Origin of the sequence: Hymenobacter perfusus (assembly GCF_003944765.1) — a bacterium.
Lineage (GTDB): Bacteria > Bacteroidota > Bacteroidia > Cytophagales > Hymenobacteraceae > Hymenobacter > Hymenobacter perfusus.
Genome location: NZ_RWIU01000001.1, coordinates 784,336 through 800,507 on the forward strand (window position 1 = coordinate 784,336; position 16,172 = coordinate 800,507).

Sequence of the window (16,172 nt, forward strand, 5' to 3'; positions counted from 1 at the left end):
ATGCCATTTGGTTCTGCCAACTACCCATTCTGCCGTTTTCTTTCATCCTTTTCATCCTCTTGCCAGAACGAATCTGCGGCATCTGCGGCTTCCTCTGCACCATCTGTGATTCAGTTTTGCCCGACCGGAGTTGACTTCGGCCGGGCTTCTACCTTTGCCTCCTCTCCTAGCCGATACTCGTTTTGAAGGTCACCGATTTACTGAAGCTCTACGCCCTCGACCCCACCGGCATGACGATTGGCGCGCGCCTGAACCCCGCCGCCACCCGCCACTCCTTGCGGCCCGCCGCCACGGCCGAAGCCCCGGTGCGCCTGCACCTGCGCGGCCTGGTAGGCTCGCAGGACGCCATGCTGGCCGCCTCACTGCACCAGGAGTACCCCGACCAGCACCACCTGTTCATTCTGCACGACCGGGACGAGGCGGCCTACTTCCTGGCCGATTTACAGCACCTGGTACCCGAGGAAGAGCCTCTCCTGTTCCCCACATCCTACAAGCGGCCCTACAGCTTCGACGAGACGGAAAACGCCAACGTGCTGATGCGGGCCGAGGTGTTGAATCGGTTGAGTAATCACCGCTCAACGAGTGCCTCACCCCCTAGCCCCCTCTCCGGGAGAGAGGGGGGACTAACTCTAGAAAAAGACACGAATTCTAGTAATACTAAAACTAGTCCCCCCTCTCTCCCGGAGAGGGGGCTAGGGGGTGAGGCAACTCGCAAGGTCAGCAAACCCACCGCCAAGGAAACGGCCGGCGTGCTCATCGTCACCTATCCCGAGGCCCTGTTTGAGAAGGTCATCAACAAGAAAAGCCTGGTGGCCAATACCTTCCTCATCAAGGTGGGCGACAAGCTGGACGTGAACTTCGTGAGCGAGATGCTGGCGGAGTACGACTTCGAGCGGAGCGACTTTGTGTACGAGGCCGGTCAGTTTGCCGTGCGCGGCGGCATCGTGGACATCTTCTCGTACGCTAACGAGTTGCCGTACCGCATCGAGCTGTTCGGGGACGAGGTGGAGACGATTCGGACGTTTGACCCCGAAACGCAGCTGTCGGTGGAGAAGCGGCAGCAGGTGAGCATCATCCCGAACGTGCAGACCAAGCTGCTGCAGGAGACGCGGGAGGCATTTCTGGAGTTCATCCCGAAGAATACCGCCGTGTGGGCCAAGGACGTGCGCCAGACGCTGGACGTGGTGGACGAATACTTCGACAAGGCCGAGGCGGGCTTCCAGGAGCTGCTGGCGGTTTCGGGCGGCACGCAGGTGGTGAGCAAGCCGGCCGAGTTGTTTGAGTCGGCCAAGACGCTGCGCAAGCTGCTGGAAGGGTTTGCGGTGGTGGAGTTCGGCAAACGGTTCCACTTCAAGACCGGGGCCGAGGAGTTCCAGTTCAGCGCCAAGCCCCAGCCCAGCTTCGGCAAGGACTTCAACCGCATCGTGAAGAACCTGCACGACAACCAGAAGAAGGGCTACACCAACATCATTGCCGCCGAGCAGGTGCGCCAGGCCGACCGCCTGCGCACCATCTTCGATGAGCTGGACAACAACGTGCAGTTTCAGCACCTGCTGCTGGGGCTGCGCGAGGGGTTCATCGACGAGACGCTCAAGCTCATCGTCTACACCGACCACCAACTGTTCGAGCGGTTCTACCGGGCCCAGGAAACCCGGAAGTTCAGCAAGAAAAAGGCCCTCACCCTGAAGGAATTGAGGACGCTTGTTCCTGGCGACTACGTGGTGCATCAGGACTACGGCATTGCCCGCTTCGCCGGCCTCACGCAGGTCGACATCAACGACCGGCTGCAGGAGGCCATCCGGCTGGTGTACCGCGACGACGACGTGCTGACCGTCAGCATCCACGCCCTGCACAAGATTGCTAAGTACAGCGGGGCCGAGGGCACGCCGCCCACCATGAGCAAGCTGGGCTCGCCGGAGTGGGAAAACAAGAAGAAGTCCGTCAAGAAGAAGGTCAAGGACATTGCGGCCGAGCTGATCCGGCTCTACGCCAAGCGCAAAACCGCGCCCGGCCACGCCTTCGCCCACGACTCCTTTATGCAGGCCGAGCTGGAATCGTCGTTCATCTACGAGGACACCCCCGACCAGGCCAAAGCCACCGAGGACGTGAAGCGCGACATGGAGCTGCCCCACCCGATGGACCGCCTCGTGTGCGGCGACGTGGGCTTCGGCAAGACCGAAGTTGCCATCCGGGCCGCCTTCAAGTCGGTGGCCGATGGCAAGCAGGTGGCCATTCTGGTGCCCACCACCATTTTGGCCATGCAGCACTACAAAACGTTCCGGGAGCGGCTCGGCAACCTGCCCGTCACGGTGGAGTACGTCAACCGCTTCAAGAGCACCAAGCAAATCAAGGAGACGCTGGGCCGGGTGGCCGAGGGCAAAACCGACATCCTCATCGGCACCCACCGCCTCACCAACAAGGACGTGCAGTTCAAGGACCTGGGCCTCCTGGTGATTGACGAGGAGCAGAAGTTCGGGGTGAAAACCAAGGACAAGCTCAAGGAAATCAAGGTGAACGTGGACACGCTCACGCTGTCGGCCACGCCCATTCCGCGCACTTTGCACTTCTCGCTGATGGGCGCCCGCGACCTGAGCGTGATTGCCACGCCCCCGCCCAACCGCCAGCCGGTGCAAACCGAGCTGCACGTCTACGACGAGCTGCTGATCCGCGACGCCATTTCCCGCGAGTTGAAACGGGGCGGGCAGGTGTTTTTCGTGCACAACCGCGTCAAGGACATCGAGGAGCAGGCCAGCATGATTCTGCGCCTCGTGCCCGATGCCCGCGTGACCTACGTGCACGGCCAGATGGACGGCGACCTGCTGGAAAAGCGCATGATGAAGTTTGTGGACGGCGACTACGACGTGCTGGTGGCCACCACCCTCATCGAGTCGGGCCTCGACATTGCCAACGCCAACACCATCCTCATCAACCGCGCCCACATGCACGGCCTCTCCGACCTGCACCAGATGCGGGGCCGGGTGGGCCGCTCCAACAAAAAGGCCTACTGCTACCTGCTCACGCCCCCGGTGGCCGGCCTGCCCTCCGATGCCCGCAAGCGCCTGAGCACCCTCGAAGAATTTTCGGACCTGGGCGCGGGCTTCAACGTGGCCATGCGCGACCTCGACATCCGGGGCGCGGGCAACCTGCTGGGCGGCGAGCAGTCGGGCTTCATCAACGACCTGGGCTTCGAAACCTACCACCAGATTCTCGACGAGGCGGTGCAGGAGCTCAAGGAAACCGAGTTCCGCGACCTGTTCCTCGGCGACCCCACCCAGCGCCTCCAGCAGGCCGCCGGCACCAGCGGCCCCAAGGAGTGTAACATCGAAACCGACCTGCAGGTGCTCATTCCGGACCGCTACGTGAGCAGCGTCTCGGAGCGCCTGCAGCTATACAGCAAGCTCGACCGGGCCAAAAACGCCGAGGAGCTGCGCAAGCTGCTCACCGGCATCGTGGACCGCTTCGGGCCGCTGCCCGAGGAAGTAGAGCAGCTCGCCGACATCGTGCGCCTGCGCTGGCTGGCCTGCCAGACCGGGTTCGAGAAGCTCACGCTCAAGAAGAACCTGCTCAAAGGCTTCATCCCGGCCACCAACAACGAGCCCTACTTCCAGGGCGCCACCTTCGGCAACATCCTCAGCTACGTGCAGACCCACCCGCGCTCCGCTTCCATGAAGGAGCGCAAAGAACAGCTCATCATCTCCTTCGAGGACGTGAAAAGCGTCCAGGCCGCCAAGCGGATTCTGAACGAGTTGGTGAGTGAGGAGACGGTGGGGGTGTAGAGTATAGATAACAGAAGAGCCTGCTATGGAATAGAGCAGGCTCTTCTGTTATCTATCTCATATCAAAGGAAACCGGCACTTCGCATTCAGCGGCTACTGGCTTACCTGATGCCTGCGCCGGAATCCATGTTACGGGCAGAAACTTTACTACACGCAAAGATTCTTCGTCTAGGCTGGTAGCGACCGAGTGGGCAATGCGGTAGTTAGAAACCGTACCGTCGGGGGCAATGGTAAAGGCTATGCGCACCGTCCCTGATACTTGATTGCGTAAAGCTGCCACCGGGTACTTCACATTCTCGCCAATAAACGTAAGCATACTGGTGAAGCCGCCTATATACACTGGCTCGGTTTCGAAAGTGGCCGCAGGGCCTACTGGCTTAAATGTGAGCTTCGAGTCTGCCTCCCGTGGCTTTTGAAACAATAGCTGGTGCCTGGTATGATCATAGCGCTGCTCCAGTTCAAGCTTATACGTGTAGTATTCCCAAATCCCTGCTTTCTGATCCTGCCGGTAGCGCCCTTTGGCCCGCAGAGCATTCCGCTCCCATCGGCTGTATTCGGTCCATAAGCTGTCCTTCTGGCCGTTGGTGAAATAGCCCTCCTCCACAAGATTTTCGCGGGCTCCACCCACGTATTTGCGGTATAAGCCCTGCTTGGTTTTGAGGTCAGATTTCAATACCGAGTACTCTTCCCGGTACCACGGGTTCTGAAATTTGAGGTTCACCTTTTTGGTTTCCTGCCCGAAGCTCACGAGAGGGAGAATAGTCAATAGGGCCACTAAAGGCCGTGAATAAGCGTTGCGCATGGGACAAATGAAATGTAAGACATCTACTCTGCAAGTATAGGGCAAGAGCTAATCCTTGCCTCAATCGTTTAAAAGGAGCGCCAACCCCTGCCGGAAATACTGAAAGCTGGCCGACTGATTCCGGTCCGGCTCCAGATGCGGGGCAATGGTTTCGGCCCACTCTATTTTGGCTTTACCCGCCAGATAATACTTGCCTTCCCGCAACACGCGCCACAACGTTTCCCAGGTGTCCACAATGGTGTCGGGGTCGTGGGGTAAGCCCCCGAAATGCTGCGGCCGGACGCGGGGATACGCCGCCTGGATGGCCTCCCGGTCACCCAGGAACCAGGCTTCCAGCTCCTGCACCGCCAACCGGGTAAGAATGCGGAAAGGCTGCCCGGTCGCCGTGGTTTTGGTCAGCAGGCCCGCCTTGGCTACTACCTGTTCCAGTTCCGCTTTCCGCCGGCGGCAATCCGTATCGGCGTCCATCAGAATCACGACGCGCAGCTCCGGCTCCTGTGCCAGCCGCCGGGCGTAGTTTTTCAACCGGCCCGGCAGGCGCTGGAATAAATCGGTTTTGCCCCGGTGCGGGTGGCAGTGAAAGGTAGCCCCAGCCGGCAACAGTTTGGGCAGCAGAATATTCAGCGCGGCCTCCGACGACGGTTCTTCCAGCAGAAATTCAATGTGCATGTTACTGCGCGGCTGAGGTGCGGGGAGCCAGCGGGTCGCCGAGGCGGAAGAAGTTGCTGGTCCAGAGGTAGCCCAGCGGCGAGCCATCCTCCACCAGCTCCTTCACCTGCGGAATATCCGCCGTGCGCGTGGCCTGGGTGTAGCCATCCGCGCCCCGGTGCAGAATCCAGACCTGCTCCGGCTCCAGCGCATCCAGCAGGAAGGGCGAGTGGGTAGCCACCAGCAGCTGCCGCGTTTCGGTGGCTTTGCTCAGCTCCTCGGCCAAACGCGGCAGCAGACGCGGGTGCAGCTCGTTTTCCGGCTCCTCAATCCCCAGCAGCCCGGTGGCGTTGGGCTCATACAGCAGCGTCAGCAAAGCCGCCAGCCGCATCGTGCCATCCGACATATACTGCGCCGGCAGCGGCTTCTCAAACGGCGCATCCCGGAAGCGCAGCAGCAGCCGCTCATCGGAGGTGCTTTCCATCACCACCTCCGCCAGCCCCGGCACCCAGCGCCGCAGCTGCTCGCTGATGCGGGCCAGCGCCTCCGGGTGCCGGGTGTGCAGGTAGTACAGCACGTTGGGCAGGTTGTCCCCATTCGCCGACATCTTCTCCCGCGGCCCCGCATCGGAGTAGCCCTTCAGGTGGTCGTCGGTGAGGTGGATGTAGCGGTAGGAGGTGAGAGCCTCTGAGAGTATGACTTCAAAAGATGGCTCTAAACCAAGTTGATGTGCCACTTGGTAGTATTCTCCTGTGCGACTCCGAAATGGGACCAAAGATTCGAGAGCGGATGTTTTGGTGATACCTATATCAGAGAGTTTTTCGCTTCTATAAATGTTTGACTTTCCAAGAACTGTTCTTGAAAAGGCTGATTCATCGAGATAGAATAATTTAACTCCTTGATCATGTACGCCAACATGCAGCATTTCGTCCGTAACCCAGACTAGGCCATCTCCTTCATCTATTTGAAGTACATAAGTCAGAACTTCTCCGGAATCAAGAGCAATTCCCACCTCAAACTCAATCGGCCCGTCCTGCCCGCGCGTGCGCATCCCCGCAAACCGGTTGCGCTTTTCCCAGGCTTGTTGCAGGTTGCCGCTCACCGCTTCGGCCAGAAACGCCAGCGCATCCAGCACCGTGGATTTGCCGCTGCCGTTGGGGCCGATGAGCACCGTCAGCGGCGTCAGGTCGCGCAGCTCCACATCGCGCAGGGCGCGGTAGTTTTTGATGCGCAGGTAGGTGAGGCGGGGGAAACCGGCAGCGGCGGCGGGGTCGGGCATAGTCCACGGGAGTAGTTGCTACAAAGTACGCGGGTTCACCCGGAATGTGCGTACGCAGGGGCTACCCTCCCCCCTCTTTCCCCTCCCCATTAGCGTGCGCCGGCGCTGGCTGGCCCCGGCCAGACCGGCTTCGAGAAGCTCCCGCGCCGGAAGAACCTGCTCAAAGGAGCGCAAAGAACAGCTCATCATCTCCTTCGAGGACGTTCAACGCGTCCAGGCCGCCAAGAGGATTCTGAGCGAGTTGGTGAGTGAGGAAACGATGAGGTGTAAAAGAGGTTAGTGTGGATAGGCGCTGTTTCTTCGGGAACAGCGCCTATTTTTATTGCCAGTTAACCTATGCCTGGGCACTATATCTTTCTGTTGAACCTATGCTGGATCTTTCTAAGCCCGATACGCCAGACGCTTCCCTCACCCCTGAGCAATTGAAGCAAAAGAAGAGAAGGCAAGGAGTACTCAATTTGGCCTTTTTGCTGGGCCTGTTGCTGTGGATAAAAGGCGATGATTGGCTTACCAACATCTCCTCCCGAGCCGAGGCCTTGCACTTGCCCTGGCCCGTTTTGCTGTTGCTTTGGCTACTCACAGTCGTGTTTGCCAATTTCTTAGATGTCATTATCCATGAGCTAGGCCATGTAGTAGGAGCACTATCAGCAAGCTTTACAGTAGTATCCTTTACTGTTGGGCCTTTACATCTGGAACGAAAGGCTGCCGGCTGGCAAGCTCGCTTGCAGAAGCTTGTGGCTAAAGTGGGCGGTATGGTCCGGGTGTATACCACCAACTACGACCACCTACGCCGCCGATATATGCTGGTAGTAGCCGCTGGTCCGACAGCTAACCTGCTCAGTGGTGGTTTGGCCTTCCTACTCATAACAGCTTTGCCTGAGTCTTTTGGCAGCACCCCAGAGAATAGCTTACCCGAGTATCTGTTCTCCACGTTCCTTTTTATCTTCGGTTGGATATCCATCGTGCAAGGAGTACTGGGGTTCGTGCCTGTAGGAACTACTACCGGCTATGTTCAGGATAGCCTCATGCTGTCACATATGCTCCGACGGGATAAGGCCATGTTTCAGCAGTTGTTTCTGCTGAAACTCTCGGGGTCTTCTTACCAGGGTACTCGACCGCGCCTGTGGAATACTGAATGGGTACATGGCCTTCTAGCGTATAGCAGCGAAGCCACCGGCGAGAATGTACTGGACTGCTACGCTCATTCTTGGGCTTATATCTACTTCGATGACTGCCAAGACTTGGACAGCGCCCGGCGGCACCTGAATGAGGCGCTGGATCGGAAGCACCTTGCCTCAGCCGAGGTGCAACAGTACCTGTGCTGCGAAGCAGCATACATAGCAGCTCTGCGCACCCACAATGTAGAGCACGCGCGCCATTGGCTGAACCGCGCCAAACAGGTAAAGCCTTTCACGGCGCAGGAAGGGCTTTTTGCCCAAGCAGCTGTGTTGTGGGCCGAAGGAAACACGATTCAGGCTAAAGTCTTTCTCCAGGCTGCGTACAAGCAGCTACAGAATGCCATAGATACCGGCTCGAATCTTCAAGCAGCAGACCGAATACAGGAGCTACAATCACGTCTCGAACAGACGCCTTCCGTAACGGTACCAGCCTCGTGAGTATGACTTTCCGCCTCAGCCGCATCAACTGGCGTTTACTTCTTCTGCATTTTCTATCCGTACCCTTGCTCATCCTTAGTGCGCGACAATTAGCACTGATTCCCTATGCCGAAATACTGGAATTGTATGAGCAGGAAGGGATGCAAGCAGTCATTGACTCTCCTCGAGGATTGAAGTCAGAGGACCTAGCCGGATTGATTCTAGACCCTTTATATGCAGTGCTTCTGGCTATTCTGGTCAGTTGCGTTTTTTCGGCACTGGTGGTGTGGCATAGGCGGGAAAGCAAGCTACTTCCCATTGCGTTGTTCATGTTCGCCATAGTCACTTCCTGGACGCATTACTATAAAAGCGAAGCCGTCAAAAGTGGGTTGGCATACCTGCAGTGGCCATTTGAAGCGTGGCCGCTGGCTACGTGTTTAGGTATTGTCGGCTCTGGGCTGTTGATCCTGGGGTGCTTGCCGTTCCTACTTACCTGGCGGCGTCCGGTATCGGAGCGGAACTGAATAATTAATCCAATTACTCCCGCCGCTGCTGCAGCCTCTGCAGCGGCGGGCTGAGGACGTTGCGCCCCCGTTACTACGTCTTGCCACCTGGTTAGCACGGCTTGTCAGACCACCACTGACCGTTGTCACCGGGTCAGATGCTCTTGCCACTAGGTCAGCAGGCGTTGTCACCAGGTCAGATGCTCTTGTCACTAGGTCAGCAGGCGTTGCCGCTAGGTTAGCAGGCGTTGCCACCAGGTCCGAGGACTTTGCCACTAGGTCAGCAGGCGTTGCCACTAGGTCCGAGGGCCTTGCCACGTGGTCAGCGCCCATTGCCACTAGGGTAGCGCCCGTTGCCACCCCGGCAAAAAAAAGTTACCGCCCAGCTTAGCAGATGCTGCCGCCACCGCCTACCTTCCGCAGGTACTTAACCCTTACCCTATTATGACCGATAAGCAACGCGCCCGCCTCACCATGATGCAGGCCACCCTCGCCGTCCTCGACCAGTACGCCGGGGTCTATGCCACCAACAAGGCCCTCAGCACCGCCCGCGCCGAGCTGGCCGCTCTGGTCCAGGACCTGGACCCCACCGCCGAAACCCAGCAGGGGGCCGCCGCCCCCCGCAGCGCCGGGGCCGTGAAGAAGGCCACCAAGCTCCACCTGGCCCAGCGCGCCGCCGAAGTAGCCGCCGCCCTGCTCGCCTACGCCGACGAGCAGCAGGACATCCGCCTCCACACCGACGCCGACTACACCGAGCGCCAGCTCCGCCGCGCCCCCGACAACGACCTGGCCCGCATCAGCAAAAACATCCACACCCAGGCCACCGCCCACCTCACCGCCCTCCAGGACCAGGGCGTTACCCAGCAGGAGCTTACCGACTTGGCCGCCGCCCTCACCGCCTTCCAGCAGGAGCAAACCGCCCCCCGCCTCGCCTCCGCCGACGGCAAAGCCCACACCCAGGCCCTCACCACCAACCTGCGCGCCGCCGTGGCCCTGCTCCGCAACCGCCTCGATAAGTACCTCGTGCGCTACCAGCGCCCCGAGCCCCGCTTCTTCACCGCCTACCAGTCGGCCCGCCAAACCATCAACACCGCCGCCCGCCCCGAGAAGCCGGCCCCCTTCCCCCTCCCCCAGCCAGTGCCCACGCCCAGCTAGGCCACCGCTGCCCGGTTGCCGCTACCTATCCAACCGTAGTCAGCATGGTGTTCCTGCCACGGCCGTTCCTGCTCAGGGGCGGCCGTTTTTGCGGCCACTCCAGGCCCTCCCCAGACCGCCATACATAGCTTTCTGCCCCCGCGCGGGTTCCACTCCGCCCGCTGCCAACCCCACTTTCCCGCTGCACCTGCCGGGTATGCGCTCCTCCAACAATGTCCCCCGCCAACGAGCAACTGCGGCGGCACGGCCGGTAGCGGCTTTTTTTCGCCCCTCCGGCACCGGCGCCCTTGTTCCGGCGGCTCCGGCGGCGCAGGCTCAACCAGGGGGCTTCCCCCAACTATTTCCTACTTTTGGCCGCCACCGTATCAGGTGATTAGCAATCCTGCCTAGTGAAGCGCGTACTCCTGTTTTGTGGCCTGTTGGTTTGTTTGTTGCCCTGCTTCGCCAAAGCGGATGCCGCCAGCAAGCTGCTGGCCGAGCTCAACCAAACTCTGGCGCGCAGGCAGCAATACGATGCGCAGCGGTGGCACCGGATTGCCATCCTGACGGCCGCTTTCGCGTCCAACAAGCGCGACGACGACGCCAGGTTCGACCTGGGTCTGCGTATTTACGAGGAGTACAAGGCCTTCAAGTACGATTCGGCTTTTGTGTACTCGCAGAAGATTATCCGCATTGCCGAGCAGCTCAACAGCCCCCGGAAAACGGAGGTGGCCAAGCTCAAGCTGGCCTTCATTCTGCTTTCCTCGGGCATGTTCAAGGAAACGTTCGAAACGCTCGACAGCGTCCGCCCCGACGGCCTGACGGAAGCCGATAAGCTGGAGTTCTACTTCCTGAAAGCCCGCGCCTACAACGACCTGGGCGACTACAACCAGGACCAGGTATACCGGCCCGCCTACTACGCCAAAGCCCTGGCCTACGCCGATACCGCGCTGCGCTTCACCCGCCCCGGCTCCTACGACTATCTGTCCATTCAGGAGTTTCGGGCCATTAAAACCGGTAATCTGCGGGGTGGGGTGGCTATCTACAACCAGATTCGCCGGCTGCCCCGCATCACCCTGCATCAGCTGGCGGTAAGTGCCAGTGCCACGGCCTACATCTACGGGCTGCTGGGCCAGGAAGACAAGGCCTTCGAGCTGCTGCTGGTGTCGGCCACGGCCGATGTAAAAACGGCCACCAAGGAAACCGTGGCCATCTTCCGGCTATCCGACTACTGCTACCGGCGCGGCGACCTGGAAAACGCCTACACCTTCATCAAGGAGGCCCGGGAAGAAGCGGCTTTCTACAAGGCCCGCCAGCGCCAGATTGAAATCAGCCACGTTTTCTCCCTCATTGAGGGGCAGAAAATCAACATCATTGAGAGCCAGCGCAAGTCGCTGAAAACGTACTCCATCATCATCACGCTGCTGGCCCTTTTCGTGGCGGGGTTTGTCTTCATCATCCTCAAGCAGCTCCGCAAGCTGCAGAAAGCAGGCAAGCTCATCGACGTAACCAACCGGGAGCTGCGGGAACGGAACCGCGACCTGCGCCAGCTGAACATGGGGCTGAACGAGGCCAACAAGATCAAGGAGGAATACATTGGGTACTACTTCCACAACAACTCGCAGTACATCGATAAGATCGAGGCCCTGAAAAAGTCGCTCGATACGCTGCTGGGCAACAAGCAGTACGCCACGGTGCAAAAGCTGGCCGATGGCATCAACATCAAAAAGGAGCGCAACGAGCTGTTCAAAGGCTTCGACACGGTGTTCCTACGGCTGTTCCCGCACTTTATCGACCAGTTCAACGCCCTGTTCAAAGAGGAAGACCGGATTCAGCCGCCCGAAGACCAGCTCATGACCACCGAGCTGCGGATTTTCGCCCTCATCCGGCTGGGCATTGCGGACAGCGAGCAGATCAGCCGCATGCTGGGCTATTCCATCAATACCATTTATACCTACAAAACCCGGGTAAAAAATCGCTCCACACTGCCCAATGAGGAGTTTGAAGCCCGCATTCAGGCTATTGAAGCGGTTTGAGGCTCCGGCCTTTTCCGGCCCCGGGCCATCTGCCGGAGCCGGATTGCCGAAGGATTCTACAGCTTCTCAACCGGGAATTCGTCCAGAATATCCTTGGCCGATTTCCCGAACTCCTCGCCCAGCCGGGCCGGGTTGTTCACGGCATCGGCCACGGAGCCGCGCCAGACCAGGTTGTTGCTGCGCGCATCAATGAAGTCGAGAATCATGGTACCCTCGGTGAACGTCTCAGTGCGGTAACCAGTGTTGTAGTAGGGCGTGGTGTACCAGTAGCCGTAGTTGATGGGCAGGTAGCCGCCCCGGTACGAAACGGAATAGGGGAAGGCATAGCCTGGGGCGGGCGGATTGGCTACCGTACGCTCCGCTTCCTCAATGTAGAGGTGATAGGTAAGGTAGAAATCGGGTTTGGCCGAGCCGGTAGCCGGCCGGATGCCGCGCTTGGCCAGCTCACTGCTGATGGACTGCTGAATCTGCTGGTCGTTGAGGGCACTCCGGTAAATAGGGTTCTGGGAATCGGCAGACTTCACCTCGGTAGTGGCCCAGTCGTAGGTGCGGTACTGGCTGAAGTCGGTACCGGGTTTTTGCTGCACTGCTACCGGCGCAGAGCAACCGGCCAGCAGGCCAACCAACAGAAGCAGGAAAATGGAGAGGGTCGTTTTCATGACGAAGTAACAAAGTATGAGCACTGATGCTACGCTACTATACTCCCCTGACAGCGCACTAGTTATGGTTCAGCTATGCCGGCCGAGGCCAGGCGGGCCTCCATCGTGCCCGGCCGCGGCTTGCCCGTGCAACCTTCACTCCCTCACCGGACTCCCGCTGGTATCCGTTCATTTTACCCTGTGTAGTATGCGTATCCTTACTCTTTGCGTGAGTCTTATGAGCACCTGTCTGGTGAGCAGCTGCCAGCAGGACACTCCCAAACCGGCTTCTACCGAGCTATCCGCCACCCGCTGGATGCTGACCGAAGTAGAGGCAGTTCCCATCAGCCTGTCAAGCTACTCCGACACCTACCGCTCCTACATCCAGTTCGACGCTGGTAGCCGCGCTACTGCCGGCCTGGCCCCGTGCAATTCCTTCAGCGGCACCTTTACGCAGGGGGCTACTGCCGGCCAGCTGACCATCAGCCAGCAGGGTTCCACGCGCACTACCTGCCCGGCACAAACCATTGAGGACAACTACCTCGCAGCCTTACCCAAAACCGTACGCTACGAAATCAGCGGCCGGGAGCTGCGCCTCTATGATGCCACCAACTCCACTAAACCACTCCTGCTTTTCACGGCGGCTGAGTAGCTTTCGGGTACACCACATGAAAAAGGCCACCTCTGTTGAGGTGGCCTTTTTCTTAATGAGTCGAACGGTACCGTGCTGCTAGCAGGCACTGCCATCAAGGCCGCAGGCGGCCCCATCGGAGCCGGCCAGCTGCACCGGCTGGGGGCGGGCTTCATCCCACACTTTGGCCAGCACCTCCTGGAACAGCTCCGTCGGCTGCGCCCCCGATACGGCGTACTTATCGTCGAACACGAAATAGGGTACGCCCCGGATGTTGAGCTGCTGCGCCTGGTATTCATCGTAGCGGACCTGCTGCGCAAACTTATCGGAGGTCAGCAGCTCGGTCACTTCCTCAGCAGGCAGCTGCAGCTCGGCAGCGAGGCGCGTGAGGGTAGCTTCGTCGTTGATGTTAAGGCCTTCTTCCAGATAGGCTTTGAACAGCCGCTCCTTGGCCGCGTCCTGCCGGCCGTGCTGGGCGGCCAGGTGCACCAGGCGGTGGGCATGCAGGGAGTTGGCCGGTACCACCCGGTCAAAGTCGAAGGCCAGCCCTTCCTCGGCGGCCGACTGGGCCATGTTGGCACTCATCTGGCGGGCCCAGGCTTCGGTGTTGCCGTATTTCCGGGCCAGGAGGGCATACTGGCTTTCACCGGGCGTAGGGTTTGCATTGGGGTCCAGTTCGAAGCTGCGCCATTGGATGTCCACTTCGGCGGCGTGCTCAAAGGTGGCCAGGGCTTTTTCGAGGCGCCGCTTCCCGATGTAGCAGAAGGGGCAGAGGATGTCGGACCAGATTTCTATTTTCATGGCGAATACGAATCGATTTGAAGCGAGTATAAGCCCAAGAACCCCCAAAAGGTTTCCAGCCGTCCCGGCTTCCCGTTAAGCAGGCTCACAGACCTATTTCATCCTACTCCCTTGCTCCCGACTGCTACTTTCGAAACTACCCTGGAGCGTGGCGGCCCCAGCTTTATGCCCACTCAGATAGTGGTGGTGCCGCCGCTGGCCCTGCTGGCCCTGGGCAAGAGCACCCGCCGGATTATGGGCACGCTCAATGGCCACCCGGTGCGCCTGGGCCTGCTGCCGTTACCCGGTGGGGGCCGCTACCTGATGATTAATAAGGACCTCTGCCGCACTATTGGTATCCGGTTGGGCCAGCGCGTCTATCTGGAGCTGGCCCCCGACCCCGAGCCCGACCACGTGGATTTACCATCGGAACTGGCCGAAGCCTTCGAGGCCTGGCCCGAGGCAGCGGAACAATTCGCGCATCTTTCGGGCAGTATGCGGCGGGCAGTGGCCCAGCACATCAGCTCGGCAAAACAGGCGGAAACCCGCGCCCGCCGAGCGGTGGAAATGACCGAACGACTGGCGCGGGGGGCTCATCCGTTTCGGAAGGAGTAAGCAAGCTACTTGGTCAGGACGATGCTGACCACCTTAGCGGGCCCGCCCACCGTGAACTTGCAGTCATCGAAGGCGGGGGGCGAAAAGCGGGGGCGCACGTTGTTGGAGAAGGCGAAGGGCTCGGTCGGAATACCCATCATATTCTTATCCAGCTTGTCGTTATTGTTCACATCCTGGGTAATGGCCACGGCCCAGTCGCCGGGCGGCAGGTCTACGGGCAGGCTTACCTGATGCTGGCCGCCGGGCTTCACCACGCGCATAAACGCGTAGCCGCCTTTGGTCAGAAACCGCTCCCGCACATTATAAAAATAGAGTTTAACCGACGATGTAGTAGAGGCCAGCGACGAAATAACGACGGTAACGGAAGTGGAGCCGGCCGCCGGGGCGCTGGTCGGAACTAATAGTCCCAGGGCGCAGCCGGATGTCAGGCAGAGGTGGTGGAGTACTCGCATGGCAGAAGATAGGCAATAGGACAATGCCAGGCCAACACACGCTACTTAAAAAACATTCGCCCGCCGCAATACCCGGCTACACAACTGCACTTAACCAGCCAGTTCCCGCACCGCCGCCTCTACCGACGAAACGCAGCTAACGCGCAGCCCCGTGGCATGGGCCGTGTTCTGAGCGTACTGCTGAATGGCAATCTGGCCAAAGATATTCTCGGGAGTCAGGAATACCAGCCGCCGAATCCCGGCCGCGCAGGCGCGGTGGTTCCAGTCGGCAACGGCCCATTGTTGGTCGGCGGGCAGCATGGCCCCGAAGCGGCGGGCGTCCGTTACCCAGCCCAGCCCCGGATACTGCGGGGCGTAGTGCTGGTACAACTCCAGGCCTTTATTAAGCAGAAAACGAAGGTTCTGGCTGTTGGCGAAGCCATTCCAGCGCACCATCAGACACGGGACGTGGGGTAATAAAAGCAGCTCACCGCAAGGTTCGGTATGGAGCCGTAGTTCAGCCATGGATCAGTGGCCCGTGGGCATTATTCGTAACCGGCCAGCTCCAGTAGCCAACCCGAACAATTTTACGGACGCCGCCGGCACGCGGCCCGGCACCTTCGGCCAACGTGGCAGAGCTACCGGCCAACCCCGCTGCTTACTCGCTCAGCCATTTTCAGGGAGCCTGCCGGAGCCACTCGGCGGCGGTTTCGTATTCCTCAAACGTCAGAATCAATGGCCAGCCAGCCACGGCCACTGAGTTTTCGGCGTAGGAGCGGCCCTGGGGCACCGGCGCATAAATCCAGGCCAGGTAGTGCAGGCCCGCCTCAAAGAGCAGGTGCATAATCTGGTAGCCGGCCTGCTGCTCCTCGCTGAGGCCCAGCTCCGTTACGCGGGTATTATCGTTGAGGAGCCGCTGGTAACGGTGGGTGCGCACCAGGGCCAAAACCTCCTCCGAGCCCTCCCGGACAGCCTCCAGCGTGAGGTGGCCGCGCCACTGGGCGTGCAGCCAGCGGTTGTCCTCATCATACGTCAGCGTCAGAAAAGGCCGCTCAAACAGGGTGGTCCGGACGGAGGCGGGATGTTCGTTCACTGAGGAGTGGGTCACAAGAACTGGTGAGGCAAGTTTACTTCTAACAACCGACGGCAACCATCTTCTTATTGCCCTGCGGAGAAAAGGTATGCACCAAAATATGAGCGGTCTATCAACCTGATTTAAGGCGAAATATACAAATCCCTATTTCTATTTTCGTTTCAGTTTGAGAAAATAACGACACCGTTTCCTGCCTGGCGGCCAACGGCAG

15 protein-coding genes are annotated in these 16,172 nt (G+C 59.6%); 7 read left to right on the forward strand and 8 right to left on the reverse strand.

Annotated features, from left to right (window positions below; translation table 11 throughout):
• The first annotated feature begins 347 nt into the window (after positions 1–347).
• Positions 348–3,776 carry a transcription-repair coupling factor gene (gene mfd, locus EI293_RS03380; protein WP_449404887.1) on the forward strand — a complete coding sequence of 1,143 codons (3,429 nt, stop codon included), beginning with the start codon at positions 348–350 and terminating at the stop codon, positions 3,774–3,776.
• A 52-nt stretch (positions 3,777–3,828) separates the two neighbouring features.
• Here the strand turns inward: mfd and EI293_RS03385 are convergent, their stop codons facing one another.
• The 3 genes from EI293_RS03385 to EI293_RS03395 are packed head-to-tail and all read right to left on the reverse strand — an operon-like array spanning position 3,829 to position 6,505.
• Positions 3,829–4,578: an energy transducer TonB gene (locus EI293_RS03385; protein WP_125435674.1), complete on the reverse strand. Its 750-nt coding sequence runs from the start codon at positions 4,576–4,578 to the stop codon at positions 3,829–3,831.
• A gap of 60 nt (positions 4,579–4,638) precedes the next feature.
• The gene (locus tag EI293_RS03390) at positions 4,639–5,247 is read right to left on the reverse strand and encodes a DUF4276 family protein (protein ID WP_125435676.1); all 609 of its coding nucleotides are present in this window, start codon (positions 5,245–5,247) and stop codon (positions 4,639–4,641) included.
• Between the two features lies 1 nt (position 5,248).
• Positions 5,249–6,505 (reverse strand): AAA family ATPase, encoded by a 1,257-nt coding sequence (locus tag EI293_RS03395; protein WP_125435678.1) that lies wholly within the window; start codon positions 6,503–6,505, stop codon positions 5,249–5,251.
• 368 nt (positions 6,506–6,873) lie between these two features.
• Here EI293_RS03395 and EI293_RS03400 point away from each other — a divergent pair, with 368 nt between their 5' ends.
• The 4 genes from EI293_RS03400 to EI293_RS03415 all read left to right on the forward strand — a co-directional run bounded on the left by EI293_RS03400 (position 6,874) and on the right by EI293_RS03415 (position 11,773).
• The gene (locus EI293_RS03400) at positions 6,874–8,121 is read left to right on the forward strand and encodes a M50 family metallopeptidase (protein ID WP_125435680.1); all 1,248 of its coding nucleotides are present in this window, start codon (positions 6,874–6,876) and stop codon (positions 8,119–8,121) included.
• Positions 8,122–8,123: 2 nt separating this feature from the next.
• Positions 8,124–8,624 (forward strand): hypothetical protein, encoded by a 501-nt coding sequence (locus EI293_RS03405; RefSeq protein ID WP_125435682.1) that lies wholly within the window; start codon positions 8,124–8,126, stop codon positions 8,622–8,624.
• Positions 8,625–9,047: 423 nt separating this feature from the next.
• Positions 9,048–9,758, forward strand: a complete 711-nt coding sequence (locus EI293_RS03410; RefSeq protein ID WP_125435684.1) for a hypothetical protein — start codon at positions 9,048–9,050, stop codon at positions 9,756–9,758.
• A gap of 428 nt (positions 9,759–10,186) precedes the next feature.
• On the forward strand, positions 10,187–11,773 hold the full coding sequence (locus EI293_RS03415) for a DUF6377 domain-containing protein (protein WP_125435686.1): 1,587 nt from the start codon (positions 10,187–10,189) through the stop codon (positions 11,771–11,773).
• Positions 11,774–11,829: 56 nt separating this feature from the next.
• Here the strand turns inward: EI293_RS03415 and EI293_RS03420 are convergent, their stop codons facing one another.
• Entirely contained in the window at positions 11,830–12,432 is a 603-nt protein-coding gene (locus tag EI293_RS03420) for a DUF4136 domain-containing protein (protein ID WP_125435688.1), read from the reverse strand.
• Positions 12,433–12,619: 187 nt separating this feature from the next.
• Between EI293_RS03420 and EI293_RS03425 the strand changes: the two genes are divergently transcribed.
• A complete protein-coding gene (locus EI293_RS03425; RefSeq protein ID WP_170170222.1) occupies positions 12,620–13,063 on the forward strand; it encodes an META domain-containing protein in 444 nt (147 codons plus the stop codon).
• A 78-nt stretch (positions 13,064–13,141) separates the two neighbouring features.
• Here EI293_RS03425 and EI293_RS03430 read toward each other — a convergent pair whose 3' ends face one another.
• Entirely contained in the window at positions 13,142–13,843 is a 702-nt protein-coding gene (locus EI293_RS03430) for a DsbA family oxidoreductase (protein WP_125435692.1), read from the reverse strand.
• A gap of 111 nt (positions 13,844–13,954) precedes the next feature.
• Here EI293_RS03430 and EI293_RS03435 point away from each other — a divergent pair, with 111 nt between their 5' ends.
• Positions 13,955–14,437, forward strand: a complete 483-nt coding sequence (locus tag EI293_RS03435) for a YdeI/OmpD-associated family protein (RefSeq protein WP_125435694.1) — start codon at positions 13,955–13,957, stop codon at positions 14,435–14,437.
• A gap of 5 nt (positions 14,438–14,442) precedes the next feature.
• Here the strand turns inward: EI293_RS03435 and EI293_RS03440 are convergent, their stop codons facing one another.
• The 3 genes from EI293_RS03440 to EI293_RS03450 all read right to left on the reverse strand — a co-directional run bounded on the left by EI293_RS03440 (position 14,443) and on the right by EI293_RS03450 (position 15,976).
• A complete protein-coding gene (locus EI293_RS03440) occupies positions 14,443–14,889 on the reverse strand; it encodes a DUF2141 domain-containing protein (protein WP_125435696.1) in 447 nt (148 codons plus the stop codon).
• Between the two features lie 90 nt (positions 14,890–14,979).
• Complete coding sequence (locus EI293_RS03445) at positions 14,980–15,324, reverse strand: hypothetical protein (RefSeq protein WP_125435698.1); 345 nt, start codon at positions 15,322–15,324, stop codon at positions 14,980–14,982.
• A 220-nt stretch (positions 15,325–15,544) separates the two neighbouring features.
• Positions 15,545–15,976, reverse strand: coding sequence for a hypothetical protein (locus EI293_RS03450; protein ID WP_125435700.1), 432 nt, complete (start codon positions 15,974–15,976; stop codon positions 15,545–15,547).
• Between the last annotated feature and the right edge of the window lie 196 nt (positions 15,977–16,172).